The sequence below is a fragment of the Nocardioides islandensis genome (assembly GCF_015352455.1).
Classification (GTDB): domain Bacteria; phylum Actinomycetota; class Actinomycetes; order Propionibacteriales; family Nocardioidaceae; genus Nocardioides; species Nocardioides islandensis.
The window spans coordinates 159,867-177,962 of record NZ_JADKPN010000009.1; the positions used below are offsets into that span (position 1 = coordinate 159,867).

The 18,096-nt window shown below is 73.4% G+C and carries 21 protein-coding genes; 4 read left to right on the plus strand and 17 right to left on the minus strand.

Translation table 11 applies throughout. The features are described from left to right. The first annotated feature begins 59 nt into the window (after positions 1-59). The gene (locus tag ISU07_RS15280) at positions 60-290 is read left to right on the plus strand and encodes a hypothetical protein (RefSeq protein ID WP_194707680.1); all 231 of its coding nucleotides are present in this window, start codon (positions 60-62) and stop codon (positions 288-290) included. 39 nt (positions 291-329) lie between these two features. On the opposite strand, the gene ISU07_RS15285 is transcribed toward ISU07_RS15280, so the two are convergent. The 7 genes from ISU07_RS15285 to ISU07_RS15315 all read right to left on the minus strand — a co-directional run bounded on the left by ISU07_RS15285 (position 330) and on the right by ISU07_RS15315 (position 7,086). Beyond that, positions 330-1,007: a CPBP family intramembrane glutamic endopeptidase gene (locus tag ISU07_RS15285; protein ID WP_194707681.1), complete on the minus strand. Its 678-nt coding sequence runs from the start codon at positions 1,005-1,007 to the stop codon at positions 330-332. Then, positions 1,004-3,526, minus strand: a complete 2,523-nt coding sequence (locus ISU07_RS15290; RefSeq protein WP_228522003.1) for a cation-translocating P-type ATPase — start codon at positions 3,524-3,526, stop codon at positions 1,004-1,006. Before ISU07_RS15290 ends, ISU07_RS15285 begins: the two co-directional genes overlap by 4 nt. A 57-nt stretch (positions 3,527-3,583) precedes the next feature. Beyond that, positions 3,584-3,898 carry a dsRBD fold-containing protein gene (locus ISU07_RS15295; RefSeq protein ID WP_323742635.1) on the minus strand — a complete coding sequence of 105 codons (315 nt, stop codon included), beginning with the start codon at positions 3,896-3,898 and terminating at the stop codon, positions 3,584-3,586. Between the two features lie 65 nt (positions 3,899-3,963). After that, the gene (locus ISU07_RS15300; RefSeq protein WP_194707682.1) at positions 3,964-4,878 is read right to left on the minus strand and encodes a universal stress protein; all 915 of its coding nucleotides are present in this window, start codon (positions 4,876-4,878) and stop codon (positions 3,964-3,966) included. 118 nt (positions 4,879-4,996) lie between these two features. Next, the gene (locus ISU07_RS15305; RefSeq protein WP_194707683.1) at positions 4,997-5,548 is read right to left on the minus strand and encodes a universal stress protein; all 552 of its coding nucleotides are present in this window, start codon (positions 5,546-5,548) and stop codon (positions 4,997-4,999) included. Positions 5,549-5,652: 104 nt separating this feature from the next. Then, entirely contained in the window at positions 5,653-6,561 is a 909-nt protein-coding gene (locus tag ISU07_RS15310) for an SPFH domain-containing protein (protein WP_194707684.1), read from the minus strand. Positions 6,562-6,669: 108 nt separating this feature from the next. Then, the gene (locus ISU07_RS15315; RefSeq protein ID WP_194707685.1) at positions 6,670-7,086 is read right to left on the minus strand and encodes an Hsp20/alpha crystallin family protein; all 417 of its coding nucleotides are present in this window, start codon (positions 7,084-7,086) and stop codon (positions 6,670-6,672) included. 210 nt (positions 7,087-7,296) lie between these two features. On the opposite strand from ISU07_RS15315, the gene ISU07_RS15320 reads away from it, so the two are divergent. Next, positions 7,297-8,307: a zinc-dependent alcohol dehydrogenase family protein gene (locus ISU07_RS15320; RefSeq protein WP_228521974.1), complete on the plus strand. Its 1,011-nt coding sequence runs from the start codon at positions 7,297-7,299 to the stop codon at positions 8,305-8,307. A gap of 95 nt (positions 8,308-8,402) precedes the next feature. Continuing rightward, on the plus strand, positions 8,403-9,311 hold the full coding sequence (locus tag ISU07_RS15325) for a universal stress protein (protein ID WP_194707686.1): 909 nt from the start codon (positions 8,403-8,405) through the stop codon (positions 9,309-9,311). A 34-nt stretch (positions 9,312-9,345) separates the two neighbouring features. Here the strand turns inward: ISU07_RS15325 and ISU07_RS15330 are convergent, their stop codons facing one another. Beyond that, positions 9,346-10,266 carry a universal stress protein gene (locus ISU07_RS15330; RefSeq protein ID WP_194707687.1) on the minus strand — a complete coding sequence of 307 codons (921 nt, stop codon included), beginning with the start codon at positions 10,264-10,266 and terminating at the stop codon, positions 9,346-9,348. 195 nt (positions 10,267-10,461) lie between these two features. Here ISU07_RS15330 and ISU07_RS15335 point away from each other — a divergent pair, with 195 nt between their 5' ends. Next, positions 10,462-10,959: a hypothetical protein gene (locus ISU07_RS15335; RefSeq protein WP_194707688.1), complete on the plus strand. Its 498-nt coding sequence runs from the start codon at positions 10,462-10,464 to the stop codon at positions 10,957-10,959. Between the two features lie 44 nt (positions 10,960-11,003). Here the strand turns inward: ISU07_RS15335 and ISU07_RS15340 are convergent, their stop codons facing one another. The 9 genes from ISU07_RS15340 to ISU07_RS15380 form a co-directional block, all read right to left on the minus strand. Beyond that, positions 11,004-11,222: a DUF1918 domain-containing protein gene (locus ISU07_RS15340; protein WP_194707689.1), complete on the minus strand. Its 219-nt coding sequence runs from the start codon at positions 11,220-11,222 to the stop codon at positions 11,004-11,006. 99 nt (positions 11,223-11,321) lie between these two features. Further along, positions 11,322-12,056, minus strand: coding sequence for a dienelactone hydrolase family protein (locus tag ISU07_RS15345; RefSeq protein WP_194707690.1), 735 nt, complete (start codon positions 12,054-12,056; stop codon positions 11,322-11,324). A gap of 110 nt (positions 12,057-12,166) precedes the next feature. Continuing rightward, complete coding sequence (locus ISU07_RS15350) at positions 12,167-13,054, minus strand: AMIN-like domain-containing (lipo)protein (protein ID WP_194707691.1); 888 nt, start codon at positions 13,052-13,054, stop codon at positions 12,167-12,169. A gap of 91 nt (positions 13,055-13,145) precedes the next feature. Next, positions 13,146-13,622, minus strand: a complete 477-nt coding sequence (locus ISU07_RS15355; protein WP_194707692.1) for a universal stress protein — start codon at positions 13,620-13,622, stop codon at positions 13,146-13,148. After that, positions 13,619-14,242, minus strand: a complete 624-nt coding sequence (locus ISU07_RS15360) for a V-type ATP synthase subunit D (protein WP_194707693.1) — start codon at positions 14,240-14,242, stop codon at positions 13,619-13,621. The genes ISU07_RS15355 and ISU07_RS15360 overlap by 4 nt, the downstream gene beginning before the upstream one ends. After that, entirely contained in the window at positions 14,239-15,648 is a 1,410-nt protein-coding gene (locus ISU07_RS15365) for a V-type ATP synthase subunit B (RefSeq protein ID WP_194707694.1), read from the minus strand. The genes ISU07_RS15360 and ISU07_RS15365 overlap by 4 nt, the downstream gene beginning before the upstream one ends. Further along, positions 15,645-17,378, minus strand: coding sequence for a V-type ATP synthase subunit A (locus tag ISU07_RS15370; protein ID WP_194707695.1), 1,734 nt, complete (start codon positions 17,376-17,378; stop codon positions 15,645-15,647). Before ISU07_RS15370 ends, ISU07_RS15365 begins: the two co-directional genes overlap by 4 nt. Beyond that, positions 17,375-17,884: a hypothetical protein gene (locus ISU07_RS15375; RefSeq protein ID WP_194707696.1), complete on the minus strand. Its 510-nt coding sequence runs from the start codon at positions 17,882-17,884 to the stop codon at positions 17,375-17,377. Before ISU07_RS15375 ends, ISU07_RS15370 begins: the two co-directional genes overlap by 4 nt. Continuing rightward, a complete protein-coding gene (locus tag ISU07_RS15380) occupies positions 17,881-18,096 on the minus strand; it encodes a V-type ATP synthase subunit F (protein WP_194707697.1) in 216 nt (71 codons plus the stop codon). The genes ISU07_RS15375 and ISU07_RS15380 overlap by 4 nt, the downstream gene beginning before the upstream one ends.

Below are 18,096 nucleotides of genomic sequence, written 5' to 3' on the forward strand. Positions count from 1 at the left end.
TCCCCTGGTCGGGGCCCGGCCCGTCTTGGCAGCCTCGGCCCATCACCGAAGGAGATGCGATGACCGCCCACACCCGCGCCGGCGTGCGCGATCTGGCCGAGCGCCTGACCCTCGAGTACGCCGGTGCCCTTCCACCGGGGCAGGTGCTCGCCATGGTCTTCCGCGCCGAGCGGTCACTCGGGACGCGGAGCCGCCTTCCCGACGCGATCCGGCTCGAGGTGTGCGAGCAGGCGGTCCGCCGCATGCTCACCGACCGCCTGGCCGCGCAGTCCTGGCCCTCCGCGAGCTGAGCGCGGCCACCGACGGGCACGTGACGGCCCTGGCACCCGTCACCAGAGGCCGCCGACGGTGCCCCAGGTGAAGAACACGAGCAGACCGAGCGTGTTCGAGAACCCGTGCGCGAGCACGGCCGCCCACAGGCTGCGGTAGTGGAACCTCAGCCAGCCGAAGAACAGGCCGTCGAGGAAGGTCACCGCGAGGCCGACCACGCCCTGCTCGGTGTGGATCGCCGCGAACAGCAGGGCGGCGCCGAGCACGGCGATCCAGGTGGCCGGAGCACCCCCGCCGAGCACCTCGGTCAGCCGCGTCACGACGAGCCCCCGGAAGGCCGTCTCCTCGACCAGCGCCCCGAGCGTCCACGAGGCCGCCAGCAACACCAGGAGCAGGCCGACGTCACCCTCGAGGTCGGCGAAGAGGCCGAAGTCCTGGGTCTCCCCCGTCACCCGTTCGAGCACGGGCATGACGAGCCCCACCTGGGCGACCGACCAGGCGAGGACGAGAAGGGCGACGGTGCCCGCCGTACGGACCGGGGCCGGCAGGCGGTGGAAGCCCAACGAGTCGGGACGTTGCCGGCGGAGAGCCAGCGAGACCGCCGACACGGCCACGATCACGAACGCGGGGACGAGCAGGTCGAGTGCCACGGCCACGACGGCCGCGGTCAGCTCGAGGCCGGACCACCAGAGGAGGCTCGCGCGCCGGTTCTCGACGGTGGTGGACGGTGGGCTCATCGCGCCGGCTCCCGACCATGGTCCCGACGACGCGCGAGGACCCGACCCGTCGCCACGAACAGGCCGGGGACGCCGGCTGCCGCCAGGAGGACCACGAGGTCGCGGCTCGCCAGGGCTTCGGTGCCGAGCAGGTCGCGCAGACCCGGAACCAGGACTCCGGCGACCTGGCACGCGCCGGCGGCGAGCACCGAGAGCTCCAGGCCGCGGTCGCGCCAGGAGCCCTTGCCGCGCGGCGCCCGGAGCGCCAGCGCGACGCCGAGCTGTCCCAGACCCAGCGTCAGGAAGACGACCGTCTGGAGCGGTCCTCCTGAGCGGTAGGCCAGCCAGCCGGCCGTGAGCGAGACCGCGGCGGTCATCAACCCAGCTGTGACGATCTGCGTCGCAAGGACGCGATCGAGGATCGAGCGCGAGGGAGGGGGCGACGGGTGATGCATGAGCGCGGGATCGAGCGGCTCTGCTCCGAAGGCAACACCAGGCACCCCGTGCGTGACCATGTTGACCCACAGGATCATCGCGGGGGTCAACGGCAGCGGCATGCCGAGCAGCGGCCCGACCAGGATCACGACCATCTCCGCCAGGCCGCCGGCCAGGCCGTAGCGGAGGAAGGTGCGGATGTTGGCGTGGATGCGGCGGCCCTCGCCGATCGCGACGAGGAGCGTCTTGAGGTTGTCGTCGACGAGCACCAGGTCCGCGGCCTGGCGGGCCACCTCGGTCCCGCGGCCACCCATGGCCACCCCGATGTCGGCGCGCCTGAGGGCCGGGGCGTCGTTCACGCCGTCGCCGGTCATCGCGACGACGGCGCCCGTGGCCTGCCAGGCGTCCACGATGCCGACCTTCTGCTCCGGGCGGGTCCGGGCGTAGACATCGATCGACTCCACGTGCCCCGCGTGTGCACCGGCGGCGACGGCGTCGCCGTCCGCGACCTCGCCCCCGTCGCGGAGGATGCCGACGGCGTCACCGATCGCGCGGGCCGTGCCCGGATGATCGCCGGTGATCATGAGCAGGCGCACGCCCGCACCTCGGCACTCCTCCACCACCTCGCGCGCGTCGGGGTGTGGCGGGTCCACCACGCCCACCAGGCCGACCCACGTGCGGTTCTCGGCGACGGCCAGGACGCGGTACCCCTGCGCGGCCAGCGTGTCCGCCTCGACCCGCGCCGCCTCGACGTCCGGACCCGGAGCGAGCATGGCGAGCACGGCCTCGGGGGCACCCTTGAGCACCTCCAGACGGTGCCCGTCCCGGTCCCGGTGGACCGTGCGCATGGACCGGTTCGCCTCGTCGAACGGGACTCCCTCGAGTCGGGTCCAGCGCCGCGCCAGCAGGTCGGTCGTGATGCCCTGCTTCGCGGCGGCCACCAGGAGTGCGACGTCGAAGGGATCCCCGACGGCGCGCCACGCGTCGCCGTCGCGCACCCCGAGCGTGGCGTCATTGCAGAGTGCGGCGTCCCGCAGGAGCCGCAGCGCCCCGGCCTCGGCCGACTCCGAGCCGACCACCTCCCCGTAGACGTCGTGGCCGTCCCCCGAGACGTCACAGGGACCGTCCGGGGTCCACAGGCGCCGGGCCACCAGGACACCGCGTGTCAGCGTGCCTGTCTTGTCCGCGGCCAGCACGGAGACCGAGCCGAGCGTCTCGACGGCGGGCAGGGACCGTACGACGGCGGAGCGGCCGGCCATGCGGTGCGCCCCCAGCGCCAGGGCCACGGTGACCACGGCGGGCAGGGACTCCGGGATCGCCGCGACCCCCAGGCTGACGGCGAGGACCGCCGCGTCGACGTACGACTCCCCTCGCAGGATGCTGAGCGCCATCACGACCAGACACAGCGCCGCCGTCACGACGACGAGCTGACGCGACAGGATCGACAGCCTGCGCTGCAGGGGCGTGGGCCGGGGCGGCGACGAGGCCACCAGTGCGGCGATGCGCCCGAGGCCGCTGTCCGGGCCGGTCCTGACGACGGTCCCCCACCCACGTCCGCGGCTCACCACCGTGCCGGCCAGCACCTCGTCGCCCGCCGCGCGGTCCGTCGGCACCGACTCGCCGGTCATCGCCGACTCGTCCACCTGGAGTGCCGACGAGTCCGAGAGGCGCAGGTCTGCCGGTACCACGTCGCCCGCCTCGAGACGGACCAGGTCGCCGGGCACGACGTCCGCTGCTGGGATGACGACCACGACGCCGTCGCGACGCACGTGCGCGTGCGGCGAGGCCAGTTGCGTCAGTGCGTCGACGGCGCGTTGCGCGCGGACCTCCTGCACGACGCCGATGACGGTGTTCAGGACGACCACGGCCGCGATGATGGTGGCGTCCTGGCGGTCCCCGATCGCGAGCACCACCACCCACGCGGCGCACAGCATCATGATCATGGGGTCCCGGAGCTGGCCGGCGACCCTCGCGACGAGGTGCGGTCGGTGGGCAGCGGGGAGCCGGTTGGGCCCGTGCCTCACCAGGATCCCGTCGGCCTCGGCCGAGGTGAGACCGCCGACCTCCATGTCGTCCGGGGCGTCGGCGCGGATCGCTCGGGGCATCACGGCGCCATCTCCTCCGGTTCGGACCGGTCCCGGGTCGGTCCGGGACCGCGTCGGTCAGTACTGGGCCAGGGCCTCGATGTCCGCTTGGGCAACGTGCCGGAGGCGCTCGCCCAGGTCCATCAGGGCCCGGGCCGTGGCCAGCTCGTAGCCGATCTCGGCGACGTCGACGTGGTCCTCGGGCGAGAGCCTCGCCGTGCCGGTCCCGGAGAGGTGCTCGCGCCGGCTGCTGGACAACCGTGCCTCGGCGTGCGTGGTCCCGTCCTTCTCACTCAGGAACACCTGTACGTCCCATCGGGTCGTGGTCAGCTCCATGACGTCCTCCTGGCGGTCGGCCCGGCGCGACGCCGCGCCGGTGCTCGGTGTGTGCACTGCCAGCACATCGCGAGGTGCGGGGTGACGGGAGGGGCGCGAGACCCGGTGGCCCGGGACCAACGTCAGCTCGCACGGGACGCCGAGGTGGCGGGCGCCGGCGCGACGGCGACGACGCCGGCGGGCACGACCTCGACAGGGCACCGGCTCGTCCGCAGCACGGTGTGCGCGGTCGCTCCGAGGCGCCCGTACGGCGGCACGGCGCGCTGGTGGCGGCCGACGAGGAGGAGGTCGGCGCCGGCCGACGCGACCTCCAGCACGTGGGCGGGGCGTCCGTGGGCGACGCGGAGCTCGACGGGGACGCCGGGGAAGCGCGCACGCCACTCCTCGACCAGGCTCTCGAGCACCGCGGTGCCCTCGGCCTCCCACTCGGCCGCACGCTGGGCGACCTCGCGCCGGTCCATCGAGGGGTCGTACAGCTCCCACGACGTGATCACCAGGATCTCGGCGCCGCGCTCCTGGGCGATGTGGAAGGCATGGGACAGCAGCTCGAGTGCGTGCCTGCGGGACTTCATGCCCACCACGACGCGACGTGCGGTCGAGACCGCGCCCCACGACGACGGCACGACCACGACCGGACACGCGGCACGCGCAGCCACAGCGGCCGGGGTGCTCCCGAACGGGAGGTCGAAGCGATGACGGGCTGACCGGCCCACCACCAGGAGCCGCCCCGACCGCGACGCCCTCAGGATCCCTTCGGAGCGTGGGCCGACGACCAGGTCGGTGGTGATCTCGAGCCCCGGAGCCATCCGGCGTGCGGACGCGCTCGACTCGTCGAGCACAGCGCGCCCGGCGGCCTGGAGCTCGCCGCACGCGACCACGGGGACCAGGTCCTGCGGCGGGGAGCCGGGCCACACGTGCACCAGGTGCAGGCGGTTCCCGTCTCGGAGCGCCTCGTCCACGGCGTACTCGAGCGCTCCCGCGCTGCCGGGCGTCCCATCGACGGCGACGACGACCGGGCGGCTTCCAGGTGTGGTCATGGGCTCGCCTCTCCAGTGGGCTCCCCCTCAGCACAGCGCGGTGAGCAGCCGGCCCACAGAGCCCTAGGTCACCCGGCCGCGGGACGTTTCGCCGTCCCCGGCAGCCAGTGGCCGGCCCTCAGGCACTCGACGCTGTGCCCGCCTTCGAGCCACGGGGCCGGCGGTGGCGCCGATGTTCTGGGGGCGTCCGTGCCGGTGACCCGGCGACGGGGTCGGCGTCCGGATCCGGCACGACCGTCACGGCGCACGGCGCGGATGCGACGCACTCGGCTGCGACGCTCGGTCGGTGCAGCTGCGACTCCGGGTCGCCTGCACCCACGACCAGCAGGTCGGCATCCCCACACCGCCCGATCAGCGCTTGCGCCGGTCTGGCGTTGACCAGGAACGTCTGCACGCGGGGCGCCAGGACCGGGTCCAGGGACGCCACCGCCTCCCACTGGCGGTCCAGCGCGCGCCCGCGCGCGGCGATGTAGCGGCCGGGCACGTCGTGGATCAAGGGTTCGTCGACGTCGGGCCAGGCCGTGACGATGTCCAGGTCCCAGCCACGATCACGTGCCACGTCGGCAGCGTGCCGCAGGGCCAGCAGGCTCGATCTCGAGCCGTGCACACCGACCACGACACGCCCTGACGTCCCGTCGGACGCGTCCCGTGGCTCCCGGTTCGCGGCCATGACTCCTCCTACGTTGCCGACAGCCTAGGAAGGCAGCGCGCCCCTCGACAGAGGCAAAGGACCCTGGTGTGCGACCGTCGAGGTACGGGCGCTTCCGTGACGGTTCACCGACCCGCCCGACCGACGATCGCCCGGCCACCCACGGCGCCGGCGACGCCTGTCAGCTGGTCATCAGGCCACCCCATGGCATCCGCCGCCTTCGGTTCGACCGTGCCGGGAGCCCCGGGAGCCACCGGTGCGGCCGCCTGGTTCTCGCGGCGGAGGAAGGCACCCAGGTCGGCGATGGTGCTCATCAGCGGGGCCGGGAAGACGACGGTGGTGTTCTTGTCCACCCCGATCTCGACCAGGCTCTGCAGGTTGCGCAGCTGGAGCGCCAGCGGGTGGGCCATCATCGTGTCCGAGGCCTGGCCCAGCGCGGCTGCGGCAGCGGACTCGCCCTCGGCGGCGATGATCTTGGCGCGCTTCTCGCGCTCGGCCTCGGCCTGGCGGGCCATGGCCCGCTTCATGCTCTCCGGGAGCTGGATGTCCTTCAGCTCGACCAGGGTGACCAGCACACCCCACTCGGTGGTGGTCCGGTCGAGGATCTCGCGGATGCTCCGGTTGATCGCGTCGGTCTCGGAGAGCGCCTGGTCCAACGTGTGCTGCCCGACCACGTTGCGCAAGGTCGTCTGGGCGATCTGGTTCACCGCGGTCGCCACGTTCTCGATGACCACGACGGACTTCACCGCATCGACGACGTGGAAGTAGGCGACCCCCGCGACGTCGATGCTCACGTTGTCCTTGGTGATGATGCCCTGCGACTGGATGGGCATGGTGATGGTCCGCAGCGACACGCGCCGCAGCACGTCGACCACAGGAATGATGAAGGTGAGTCCCGGTTCGCGGACGTCGTGCACGCGGCCGAGGCGGAGCAGGACGCCCCTCTCGTACTGCTTCACGACACGCAGGGACAGGGCCAGCACGACAGCGGCCGCCGCCGCGACGGCCAGCACGCTGATCAGCAGGGTGGACATGGTGATGCTCCTAGGTCCGGTCGGTCGGGGGTGCTTCCCCCTGGTGCCGGCGCCGGAGTGCCCGCCCGGCCTCGCAGGCCGGGCGGGCCGACGCCGCGATGGTCCGGGTCACTCGACCGGGGGCTCCCGGTGGGTGACGGGGATCTGCTGGGGCGCCGTTGTCGTGGCGAGCGGCATCGACACCGTCAGCACGCCATCGGCGTACTCGGCGGTGACGTCCTCGGGCTTGGTGCCCGCAGGCAGCGACAGCACGCGCTCGAAGCTGCCGTACCGGATCTCGGTGCGGTAGCGGTCGTGCTGCTCGGCCCGGCGCTCACCGTGCAGGCGGAGCAGGCCGTCGTCGACGGTCACGGCGATGTCCTTGTCGGGGTCGACACCGGGCAGGTCCGCGCGGACGATGCGGCGCTCGCCCTCCTGGTACTCCTCGACCTTGATCTCCGGCTGCATCGGCACGTTGCCGAACCAGCTCATCAGCTCGCTCACCAGCGAGACGCCGTCACGGTGGACGGCGGGAGTGGTGGTCACTGGTGCCTCCTTTCTGTTGTGGGTTCCATCTCCAGCACAGCCCGTCCCGACCATCCGATGCAGAGGACAAGGTCCCCGAGCGCTCCGCGCCGGTCCTGAATGCCGGCGCCCACGGAGGACCGTGGTCCCTACCGGCGCCGCGCCCCATCGGGCAGGTTGGTCGGCACCGACACGCGGTCTCCGGTGCCTGACGCGCGAGAGGAGCGTCCGATGCAAGAACAGATGACAGCCTGGACGTTGCCTGCGCCCGCCCCGGTCGGGGACCGTCCGCTGCGGCTCGGCAGCAAGCCGGTCCCCGCCCCGGCCGCGGACGAGGTCAGGCTGCGGGTCACGGCGTGCGGCGTGTGCCGGACCGACCTCCACCTCGTCGAGGGGGACCTGGCGCCGCGCAGGCCGGGGGTGGCGCCCGGCCACCAGGTCGTCGGGCTCGTCGACCGGGTCGGCGAGCACGTCGACCGGTTCTCCGTCGGTGACCGGGTCGGGATCGCCTGGCTGCGACGGACGTGCGGCGAGTGCCGGTGGTGCCGCGCCGGCGCCGAGAACCTGTGCCCGAGGTCCGCGTACACCGGCTGGGATGCCGACGGCGGGTTCGCGACGTACGCCGTCGTGCCCGCCGCCTACGCCTACCGGCTGCCCGAGGGCCTGGCCGACACCCAGGCGGCCCCGCTCCTGTGTGCCGGCATCATCGGCTACCGCGCCCTCCGGCGCGCGGAGCTCCCGCCGGGTGGGCGGCTGGGCATCTACGGCTTCGGGTCGAGCGCCCACATCACCGCGCAGGTGGCCCGCGCGTCGGGAGCCGAGGTCTACGTGATGACTCGCGGCCGGGACAGCCAGGAGCTCGCGCGGAGGCTCGGCGCCGTCTGGGTGGGCGGGCCGAGTGACGCACCCCCACGTCCGCTCGACTCCGCCATCGTCTTCGCCCCCGCCGGGGACCTGGTCCCGCCCGCGCTGGAGGCGCTCGACCGGGGAGGGACCCTCGCGCTCGCCGGGATCCACATGAGCGCGGTGCCCTCACTGGACTACGGCCGACATCTCTTCCTCGAGAAGAACGTGCGGTCGGTGACCTCGAACACCCGGGCCGACGGGGAGGCCCTGCTCCGGCTCGCCGGCCGCCTGTCGATCGAGGTGCACGCCACGTCGTACCCCTTCGACGAGGTCGACCGGGCCCTGGAGGACCTCGCCGGGGGCCGCGTCAGCGGCTCCTTGGTCGTCACGACGTGACGTCACGGAGCCCGTGCTGCTCCGCGGGTCCTTGGTCCCGCCGGGGAGGACCCCTGGCCGTACCAGGACGGCGGCCGGCGATGGAGGCTTCGACCATGACCGACACGAGCAGAGAGACGCCACGCCAGGGATCGATCGTGGTGGGCATCGACGGATCCGAGGGGTCGGCGCGAGCCCTGTCCTGGGCGGTCGAGCAGGCCCGCGCCGAGAACCGGCCGCTGACCCTCCTGCACAGCGGCGGCGAGTCCCTGCTGCGCACGACCTTGATGCTGGACGCCGACGTCGACCACGTCGCGCTGTTCGACCGGCTGCGCACGGCCGACCTCGCCTTGTTGACACGCAGCGCGGCGGCGGTGACCGAGGCCGACCCCGACCTGGCCGTCGACGTGGTCCTGGTGGAGACCGACGCGCGCACGGCACTCGTCGACGCATCGCGCCGCACGCACCTCGTGGTCCTCGGGTCTCGCGGTCGCGGGCGGGTGGCCAGCATGGTGCTCGGCTCGGTGAGCCGGTACGTCGCCGCCCACGCTGCCTGTCCGGTCGTCGTCTGCCGTGGCCCGGCCGGCGGCGGGAGGCCCCGGCGCGTCGTGGTCGGCGCCGCCTGGACCGCGTCGTCGGTGCCCGTCACCGAGTTCGCCTTCCACCAGGCTTCCGTCTACGGCGTGCCGCTGACGGTCCTGCACGCCCTGTGGCTGGTCCCGGAGTCCCTGGCCGAGCGCCCACTCGTCACCGTCGACGACACCGAGGGGGTGGGAGCCATGCTGGCGGAGTCGGTCGCCGGCCTGCGCGAGAAGTACCCCGACGTGACCGTCCTCTTCGAGCTGCGACGGGGTCTGGCCGACGACTGCCTGGTGCGCTGGACACCCGAGGATGCCCTCCTCGTCGTCGGCCGCCCCACGCACGACCTGGTGACGAAGGTCCTCGAGGGGACCACCGCCCTCTCGGTCGTCGAGCGCTCACTCGGCGTCGTCGCCGTCGTGCCGGAAGCCGGGTCCGAGCCGTGACGACCGCCAGTAGGGGAGGCTCACCCGCCACGGCTCAGGGGACGGCCACCTGAGCCGGCTCGCGATCGCGCGAGCCCAGGTCCCGCCGTTCCCCGTCCACGACCAGCACGGGGCAGGTGGCGCGCCTCAGCACCTCCGTCGTCACCGGGCCCGGACGCCGGGCGAACGGCTGCTCGCCGTGCCCGCGACCGACCACGATCACGTCTGCGTCCCGCGCACGCGCCACCAGCGCCGTGGCGGGGGCCTGGGGGACGATCTCGAGGTCCACGTCCACATCGGGCCGACCTCGGCAGACGTCGCCGAGCTCCTTGTCGAGCAGGCGGTGCCTCAAGCGCAACCACGCCTCCCGCGCCGCCGCGTCCATGTCCTCGGTGCGCTCGTCACGAGCCGTGAGCCCGTGCACCAGGCGCAGCCGGGCCTGCCGACGGGCCGCCTCGGCGAGGGCAGCCTCGACCAGGCGTCCGGAGCGGCGTGCGTCGTCGACGCCGGCCACGACGCAGGGCGCGTGCGCAGGGTCCTCCTGGGGCGGGTCGGGCGGGACGACCAGGACCGGGCACTGCTCCTGGGCCACCACGGCCTGGATCGTGGACAGGAGGCGGTGCTGCTTGCCGCGCTGGTGGAGGACGAGCAAGCAGGCGTGGGCGCTGGCCTCGACCAGCGACGGCACGACCGCGCCGTGGCACAGCTCGGTGCTCACCACCAGGTCGTCCGGCACCAGCGGCTCGAGGGCGTGGGCCGCGTCCTCGACGACGGCGAGCCCGGCGTGACGCAGCTCAGCGGCGACCTGCTCGAGCTCCTCGATCCGTGAATGGCTGGCGTGGACCGGCTCGATCACGTGCAACAGATGCACTCCGCAACGACGCCGCTCGGCCTCCTGCGCCGCCGCACGCAGAGCAGGAAGACAACCGGCCGTCTCGACCCCGACGACGACCTTGCGGGGGAACAGGTCCCACACGGTGCACCTCCTCCATCACCTTGGTGACCACCGTCCTCCTGCGCCGGCCCGCTCGGCAGGGTCCTCGGACCCGGGCGTCCGGGACTCCCGCACGGGATGCGACGGCGACGCCCGCGCGGAGGACGGGACCTTGGTCACGAGAGATCCGTCACAACGGCCCTGCCGGTGCGGGGCACGATCTCGGAGCGTTCTCCCATGAACGCTCGAACCCACCGCAGGAGAACCCCACGACGGCCGCTGTGGTCGACCAGGATCTGGCCCTTCGTCGCCGGCGCGGCGACGGCCGTGGGGATGTTCGTGGCGGGTCGCACGCTCGGTCTGCTCCCGCTCGTCCTGGTGTACCTGGCCCTGTCGATGTTCGCCCTGGCGACGATCTGGGGGATCTCGCTCGAGACCGGGATGGAGCTGCCGTCCGCCGTCCGGTGGAGCCTCTACGCGTCGCTGGCCGTCCTGGTGCTCGTGGGTCTGTGCCAGCTGCACCCGCTGTACGGGCTGCTGGCGGGGGTGGCCGTCGGGGTCACGTCCCCTGCTGCCCTGACGCTGCTGTCGAGAGCACGGGCTGCGCGACGCAAGCAGCGCTCGGAGCGAACGGCGCGTCAGGCTCCCGGAGTGCTCGTCGACAAGGCGCTGCTCGATCGGCGCTTCCAGGAGATCGTGAGTCAGCTGACCGAGTCCGGGTTCCCGGAGAGCTGACCCCGGCGACGGCCGGGGTCCACCGGTCGGCGGCGGCAACGACCTCAGGCGTTGTCGGGGCTGGACGGCGCCGGGACGTCACCGTGGTCGATGTAGGCGTCAGGTCCCGGGAAGAAGAACGACTCGTGCCCGTTGTCGGACCACCGGACCCGGTACGGCGGCGAGCCGTCCGGGTGAGCGACCTCCAGGACCTCCCCGTCCCGGACCACGCCGCCGAGCCGCGGGTTGCGGATCACGATGTGGTCTCCCTTGTGTGCGTACATGGTGATGCCTCCTTCTCGTCCAGCCTGACGCCCCGACGCCCGGCAGCGGCAGAGGCTTTGGTCCCGGTGCGTGCCCATCGCGGGCGAGGCGGGGCCGCGTCAGGAGGCTCGGCGCCCCGGGCTCCCGGCGCCTTCGTCGAGCAGGAGGCCGGCCAGCCACGTCGAGGCCAACCCGGCCACCTCGTCCAGGGTGCCGGGCAGATCGAGCTCACGGGTGACCCCGGGAAGCACCACGAGACGGGAGGGGCACCGCATCCGTGCCCGCGTCGCCAGGTAGTGGTCCAGCTCCGCGTCGGCGGATCCCCCCATCAGGAGCGTCGGCGCCTTCACCCACGACAGTCGTTCACCGACCAGGTGGGGAGGTCCGCCGAGGGACACGACGGCGTCGACCCGGCTGTCCGGCTCGGCAGCAGCCCACAGCACGGCGCCGGCACCGGTGCCCGCGCCGAAGTAGCCCAACCGGCACGACGCCGTCTCGTCCTGTGCCGACAGCCATCGTCCGATCTGGCCCACCCGTGACCCGAGCAGCGGGATGTCGGCGAGGTTGCGATGCTCACTCGCCTCGTCCGGCGCGAGCAGGTCGACCAGGAGGGTGCCCAGACCGGCCAGCTGCAGCCGGTGCGCGACGTACTGGTGGTGCAGACCGTGACGGTGGCTCTTGTTCCCCTGGGTGAAGACCACGGCACCGGCGGCACCGGCGGGCAGGTCCAGGTGGCCACGCAGGACCACGCCTCCGGCGAGGGCGATGTCCACGTCGGTGTCGACCACGCACAGGTGCGTCGGCCCGCCCGTCGGGCACCATCCGGCGCGATGCCGGTCCATGACCATCGTCATCGGGCCCACCTCCGCCCTCTCCCCCCAGCATCGACCGCGGCTGCCCGCGGCCGCGCGAGTCCTCGGCCCCGAACACGCAGGACCATGGACCTGGGGGCGACGACGCCCGGTCAGGGTTCCAGGCAGGCGGGGATCGAGTCCGTGTCCCCGGCCGGGCTCTCGGTGCTGCCCGCGGGGTCGAGGATCTTCACCACGTCGACGTTCGAGAACTGCCTCAGCGTCGGCATGATCTCGCCCGCGACGGTCACGGTCGAGCCGTCGCTGTTGCAGCCACCGGTCAGTCGGACCCTCGCGACCCCGCCCGTGACGACCAGGTCGGCGAAGCCTCGCGCGTGCGACCTCAGCAGCCGCAGGCCGTCGGACTTCTCACCGGCCAGCGGTCCGGCGAACAGTCGGTCCAGGACTCCGGTGGCCGGGGCGCTCGCCAGGACCGGCCGGAGCACGGGCCTGAAGAAGGGCTCGACGTTGTCCACGAAGTTGTCCCTGTCGAAGAAGAAGACCTGGCGTTGCACCGTGGGGAACGCCGCCCGGATGTCGATGACGACCCGGCTCGGGCCCTGCAGCGTGGACACGTGGAACGGCGTCTTCTTGGCCAGGCCGATGCCGTACGTCGTCACACCCTCGAAGTCGCCCGAACGGACGGCGGTCATGACGTTCGGCAGGGCGAAGGCCAGGCGCCTCGGCACCGTCGTCCCTTGCGCGTCATGGGCCCGGGCCGGGGTGAAGCCGACCTGCAGGATGGCGCGGCCGGCGATGCGGATCGGCAGACCGGAGCCGTCGCCGACGAGCTTGGTGACGTACCTCGCGTCGTGGCCCGAGGGCAGTCCCCCTTCGAACTCGAAGACGATCCGGTCGAAGCCCGGATGGTGGGCAGCACGGATGCCCACGAGGGTCGGCGTGGCACGCGTGGCCGCGGGCGCAGCCGCCTGGACCGGCACGGCGCCGGCAGCGACCAGGCAGGCCAGCAGGGACACCATCAGGGACACTGGCACGGACACTGGGATCGCACGGAAGAGCCTCATCGGCCACCACCTTCGGACAGGTCGGTCACCCTGACTTTCGCACGGTGACCATCGCGAGTCGATAGCACTAGTGATCACCCCCGTGGCGAGCAACGTGACCACGGTCCCGCGACCGGGCCGCGGGCACGACGAGCACCGGCTGTTCGGCGAACTCCAGCACCATCCGGGTCGCCTTGCCGACCCACGGTCCCCCGGCCTCGTGGCGCTCACCGCGCCCGATCACGACCAGGTCGGCCGGCCACCCACGGGCCTGCTCGAGGATCCGGTGCGCAGGCTCGCCACTGAGCTCGACGGTCTCGACCTCGACCGCTGCGGCGGCCGCCAGCCCGGACACGTGGTGGAACAGCGACCGCACCGCCTCGCGACGCCGCTCGGCCAGGCCCGGGCTTCCCGAGGTGCCCAAGGCCCGGGTCACGTCGGAGTCCGCGAGCACGTGCAGCACCCGGAGCGCTGCGCCGTAGCGACCCGCCAGGTCGACCGCCCACCGTGCCGCCTCGAGCCCTGCGGGCGAGTCGTCGGCGGCCACCAGGATCCGCTGCGTCATCGCGCCACCCGCTCCCGGTCGGCCGACCACCGCAGACGGACGTGCTCGGCGAGCTCGGTCTCGTCCAGGCTCAGCCGCAGCTCGGCGAGCGCACCCTCCAGCCGCGGCACCCAGCGGTCCTGCACCCCCCGCAGCCGCTGCCGGGTCATCGTCACCTCGGCGTCGATCGCCCGCGAGGCAGCGGACACCACCGCCTGCTCAACGGCGGCCTCGAGCGCCCGGCGATAGGCCGCCGTGGCCTCGACCAGCGCGGCCGGCGACACCGTCGCAGTACGCGGGTCCGGCGTCGGTGTCGTGCAGCTCCCGCGCGAGGGATACGTCGTCCCGAGCGCGTTGGTCCAGGTGATCGACACCTCCGCCGGCGGCTGGCCGTCCGGTGGCCGCAGGCCCTCTTGTCCCCCGAGCAGTGCCGCCCTCAGCAGCCACTCCTCGGCCTCGCCGATCGCCTCGGTCCAGGCACGCCCGGAACGTTCCAGGAGCAGGCCGAACGCCGCCTGCTCGGTGCGCAGGATCTGCAGCTTCTGGTCCAGCCGCGAGGCCGCCCGGTGCGCCAGCCCGAGACGGTGCCGCAGCCACATCAGCCCGGCCCGTCCGGGGGGCTGGCCACGCAGCCTGCTCATGGCTCCTCCCCCACCCCGCGATCGGCCGCGACATCGAGGTGTGCCGCGACCATCAGCGGATCCAGGGCGGACAGCTCACGACGTGGGAGCCTGCCCACCGCCTGCCAGGCCCGGTCGAGCGTGTCGTCCAGGGAGCGGGACTCCGTGGTCCCCTGGTCGAGCAGTCCTTCCTCGACGGCACCCTCGAAGTCGAGGTACTGCTGGTCGGTCTCGCTGAGCGCTGCGGCGCCCAGCAGCTCGGCGAGCTCCCGCACCTGCCTGGACCGGGACAGCGCCGCCAGCAGCTGGGCGGCCAGGTCGAGATGGTCCGGGCGGGTGCGACCGGCCCCGGCGCCATGGCGCATCAGCCGCGAGAGGGAGGCGAGCGGGTCCACCGGCGGGTAGATGCCTCGCGCGTGCACCTCCGGGGACAGCACGACCTGCCCCTCGGTGATGTAGCCGGTCAGGTCCGGCACCGGGTGGGTGATGTCCCCCGCCGGCATCGTCAGCACGGGCAGCAAGGTCACCGAACCGGGCAGCCCGCGGATCCGCCCGCACCGTTCGTAAAGCGAGGCCAGGTCGCTGTACAGGTAGCCGGGATAGGCCCGGCGGCCGGGGATCTCACCGCGTACGGCGGAGACCTCGCGCAGGGCCTCCGCGTAGCTGGTCATGTCGGCCATCACCACCAGCACGTGACGACCACCCGCGTAGGCGAGGTGCTCCGCCACCGTCAGCGCGATGCGCGGGGTCAGCAGGCGCTCGATGACGGGGTCGTCCGCGGTGTTGAGCAGCAGCACCAGCTCACCGCGGGCAGAGCGCTCCTCGAGCGCGTCGATGACGGCTGCGCCGTCGGCGTGGGTCAGCCCCATCGCGGCGAACACGACGGCGAACGGCTCGTCGCCGGCGGACGCCTGCGCCGCGATCTGGGTGGCGAGCTGCAGGTGGGGCAGGCCGGCGACCGAGAACACGGGCAGCTTCTGGCCGCGGACGAGCGTGGTCAGGGCGTCGACGACGGACACCCCCGTCATGACCGGGTCGCGCGGCGGCTCGCGAAGGGTCGGGTTGATCGGCTGCCCGCCCACGGCGGCCCGGGTGCCGGCCAGCACCGGCGGCCCGCCGTCGAGCGGCTCCCCCCGCCCGTTGCACACCCGGCCGAGCCAGGCGTCGCCGACCGGGACGTGCAGCACCTCGCCGGCGAACCCGACGGTGGTGCCCTCCAGGTCCAGACCCTGCGTACCCTCCAGCACCTGGACGACGGCCAGGTCGCGGTCCACCTCCAGGACGGTCCCGGCGCGGGTGTCACCCGACGTCGAGCGAAGCCGGACCGACTCGTCCCATCCGACCCCCTGCACACCGCGTACCAGCACCAGTGGCCCGCGGATCTCGTGCAGCCCGGCGTGCTCGATCTCGCCCCAGGTCGTGTTCATGTCAGCTGCGCCAGTCTCTTGAGGACCTCGTCGAGCAAGGCGTTCACGCCCTCGGCGTCGTCGGCGCCGGTGTCGCTCCTGGCCCTGACGAGGGGGCCGAAGTCGACCTCCTCGACGGCTGTCGCGGGCACGCCGGACTCCACCAACCGCTCGCACTGGTCGACGACCGCCAGCACCGCGTCGCCGAGCGCGGCACCCTTGGCCGGTCCGCAGGTGACGTCGTTGGGGCTGAGCGCGTTCTGCTGGAGGACGACGAGCCTCAGCAGCCGGCCGGCGAGCATCACGACGCGCTCGTGCCCGGGCAGCGTCCCCGCGCCCACCAGCTCGGCCAGCGACGTCAACCGGTCGGCCTCGGCCAGCAACCCGGACATCCGGGCACGGCGCCGGGCCCACTCGGGATCGCCGTGGTGGATGAACCAGCCGCCGAGCATGTCGGCGTCACGGGAGAATGATCCGGTCCAGGAGAGCGCCGGGTAGTGGCGCGCGTAGGCCAGGTCGTGGTCGAGCGACCACAAGCACCGGACGAAGCGCTCCGTCTGCGAGGTGACCGGCTCGGTCAGGTCGCCACCAGGGGGCGAGACGGCGCCGATCACCGTGACCGAGCCGACGGTGCCTCCCAGGGTCGTCACCTCGCCTGCCCGTTCGTAGAAGGCGGCGAGCGACGAGGCCAGGTCGGCCGGGTAGCCCTCCTCGGCCGGCATCGTGCCGGTGCGCGAGGCCAGCTCGCGCAGGGCTTCGGCCCAGCGGGAGGTGGAGTCGGCGATCAGCACCACGTGCCGGCCCTGGTCGCGGAAGTACTCGGCGACCGTCATGCCGGTGTAGACACTGGACTCCCGGGCCATCATCGGCATGTTCGAGGTGTTCGCGATCACCACCGTTCGCTCGGCCAGCGGGCCTCCGGTACGCGGGTCGCGCAGCTCCGACAGCTCGCTGACCACCTCCGCCATCTCGTTGCCACGCTCGCCGCACCCCACGTAGACGATGACGTCGGCGTCGCACCACTTGGCGATCTGCTGGAGCAGCACGGTCTTGCCGGTCCCGAACCCTCCGGGGACACCGACAGCACTGCCCCGGGCCACCGGGAAGAGCAGGTCCACCACCCGTTGTCCGGTGTGCAGGGGCCGGGCGTCGTACCCGCGCGACCGGTACGGGCGTGGCAACCGGACGGGCCAGCGCTGGGTCAACGCGACGTCGGTGTCACCGACACGGGCGACGACCGCGTCGGCGGCGTACGTCCCCGAGCCTGCGACCCAGGTGAGCTCGCCGGACACGTGGGGAGGCACCAGGATCGGCAACGGCATCGCCCCGTGGGGGTCCACCGTGCCGAGCCGGTCCCCTTCGGCGAGCCGCGCGCCGGGGTCGGCTGCGGCTTCGAAGTGCCACTCGCCCGGGGTGGTCCCGCCCCCCACCGGCCGGGGAGGCAGGAACGCCGGCATGCCGGAGAGCGGCCGGAGCAGCCCGTCGAACACGTGGCCCAGCAGTCCCGGCCCCAACGGGACGGAGAGGGGCTCCCCCCGGGCCCGCGCCGGATGGCCGGGGCGCAGCCCCCCGGTGTACTCGTAGGCCTGGACGGTGAGCACGCCGTCGCGGATGCTGACGACCTCGCCCGGCAGCTCACGCGGTCCCAGGTCGACCACGTCGAACATGGCCACGCCGGCGAGACCCTCGACCTCGACGAGGGGGCCGCTCACCCGCGCGATCGTGCCGGTCGTCGCGGTCGCGGCGCTCATGGTGTGCCTCGTGACGCCAGCAGGTCGGCAACGGCGTCCTCCACCAGGGCGGAGAGGGGCAGGCGGAGCCGCCGACCGCCGGCCTCCGCGACCAGTCCGCCATCGGCGGTCCGCGTGACCACGGCGTCCGGGCCCACCTCGAGAAGGGCGCGCTCGCTCAACGCGGCCACGACATCGGGATCCGTGGCCAGCTCGGCACGGACGGCTGCGGCGGCGGCGGCGACCAGGGCGTCGTACGCCGCCCGCCTGGCGTGCAGCTCGACCGTGCGCGCCCGGCGCTGCGCGTGCGACTCCTCCGCCGCCATCAGGACGGCGGTGTCGGCCGCGGCCTGCGCCCGCGCCTGGTCCAGCAGCTCGTCCGCCAGCGCCGTCGCCTGCGCGCGCTCCTCGGCGACCTGCTGGTCGGCCTGTGCCAGCACCGCGTCGGCTTCGGAGCGTGCCAGCCCGAGCAGGGCCTCGCACACCGGCGCCAGCTCCGCGTCCATCGTGCCGTGCGACCTCGTCATGCCGGCATCACCACCGTGAGGCGGTCGCCCGTGGGCGTGCCCGCGAGAACGGCGGCCGCGGCCGGGGTCAGCACCACCACGGCGACGTCCGCGCCGAGACCGGACCAGGCCGCGCGGACCTCGGCAGGTCCCGCCGCCGGGCGGACCTCGGCGCCGGCGAGGCCGAATCCCTGGACCCGGCTCCGCTCCCCGATCACTGCGACGCGTGCCAT

Bases quoted from the DNA above. Each gene is read 5' to 3' on its own strand.
- ISU07_RS15300 (WP_194707682.1), bottom strand. From the start codon at position 4,878: ATGACCACACCTGGAAGCCGCCCGGTCGTCGTCGCCGTCGATGGGACG.
- ISU07_RS15380 (WP_194707697.1), bottom strand. From the start codon at position 18,096: ATGGCACGCGTCGCAGTGATCGGGGAGCGGAGCCGGGTCCAGGGATTC.
- ISU07_RS15305 (WP_194707683.1), bottom strand. From the start codon at position 5,548: ATGGCCGCGAACCGGGAGCCACGGGACGCGTCCGACGGGACGTCAGGG.
- ISU07_RS15290 (WP_228522003.1), bottom strand. From the start codon at position 3,526: ATGCCCCGAGCGATCCGCGCCGACGCCCCGGACGACATGGAGGTCGGC.
- ISU07_RS15360 (WP_194707693.1), bottom strand. From the start codon at position 14,242: ATGAGCAGGCTGCGTGGCCAGCCCCCCGGACGGGCCGGGCTGATGTGG.
- ISU07_RS15355 (WP_194707692.1), bottom strand. From the start codon at position 13,622: ATGACGCAGCGGATCCTGGTGGCCGCCGACGACTCGCCCGCAGGGCTC.
- ISU07_RS15345 (WP_194707690.1), bottom strand. From the start codon at position 12,056: ATGACGATGGTCATGGACCGGCATCGCGCCGGATGGTGCCCGACGGGC.
- ISU07_RS15285 (WP_194707681.1), bottom strand. From the start codon at position 1,007: ATGAGCCCACCGTCCACCACCGTCGAGAACCGGCGCGCGAGCCTCCTC.
- ISU07_RS15320 (WP_228521974.1), top strand. From the start codon at position 7,297: ATGCAAGAACAGATGACAGCCTGGACGTTGCCTGCGCCCGCCCCGGTC.
- ISU07_RS15375 (WP_194707696.1), bottom strand. From the start codon at position 17,884: ATGACGAGGTCGCACGGCACGATGGACGCGGAGCTGGCGCCGGTGTGC.
- ISU07_RS15280 (WP_194707680.1), top strand. From the start codon at position 60: ATGACCGCCCACACCCGCGCCGGCGTGCGCGATCTGGCCGAGCGCCTG.
- ISU07_RS15340 (WP_194707689.1), bottom strand. From the start codon at position 11,222: ATGTACGCACACAAGGGAGACCACATCGTGATCCGCAACCCGCGGCTC.
- ISU07_RS15370 (WP_194707695.1), bottom strand. From the start codon at position 17,378: ATGAGCGCCGCGACCGCGACGACCGGCACGATCGCGCGGGTGAGCGGC.
- ISU07_RS15310 (WP_194707684.1), bottom strand. From the start codon at position 6,561: ATGTCCACCCTGCTGATCAGCGTGCTGGCCGTCGCGGCGGCGGCCGCT.
- ISU07_RS15335 (WP_194707688.1), top strand. From the start codon at position 10,462: ATGAACGCTCGAACCCACCGCAGGAGAACCCCACGACGGCCGCTGTGG.
- ISU07_RS15365 (WP_194707694.1), bottom strand. From the start codon at position 15,648: ATGAACACGACCTGGGGCGAGATCGAGCACGCCGGGCTGCACGAGATC.
- ISU07_RS15325 (WP_194707686.1), top strand. From the start codon at position 8,403: ATGACCGACACGAGCAGAGAGACGCCACGCCAGGGATCGATCGTGGTG.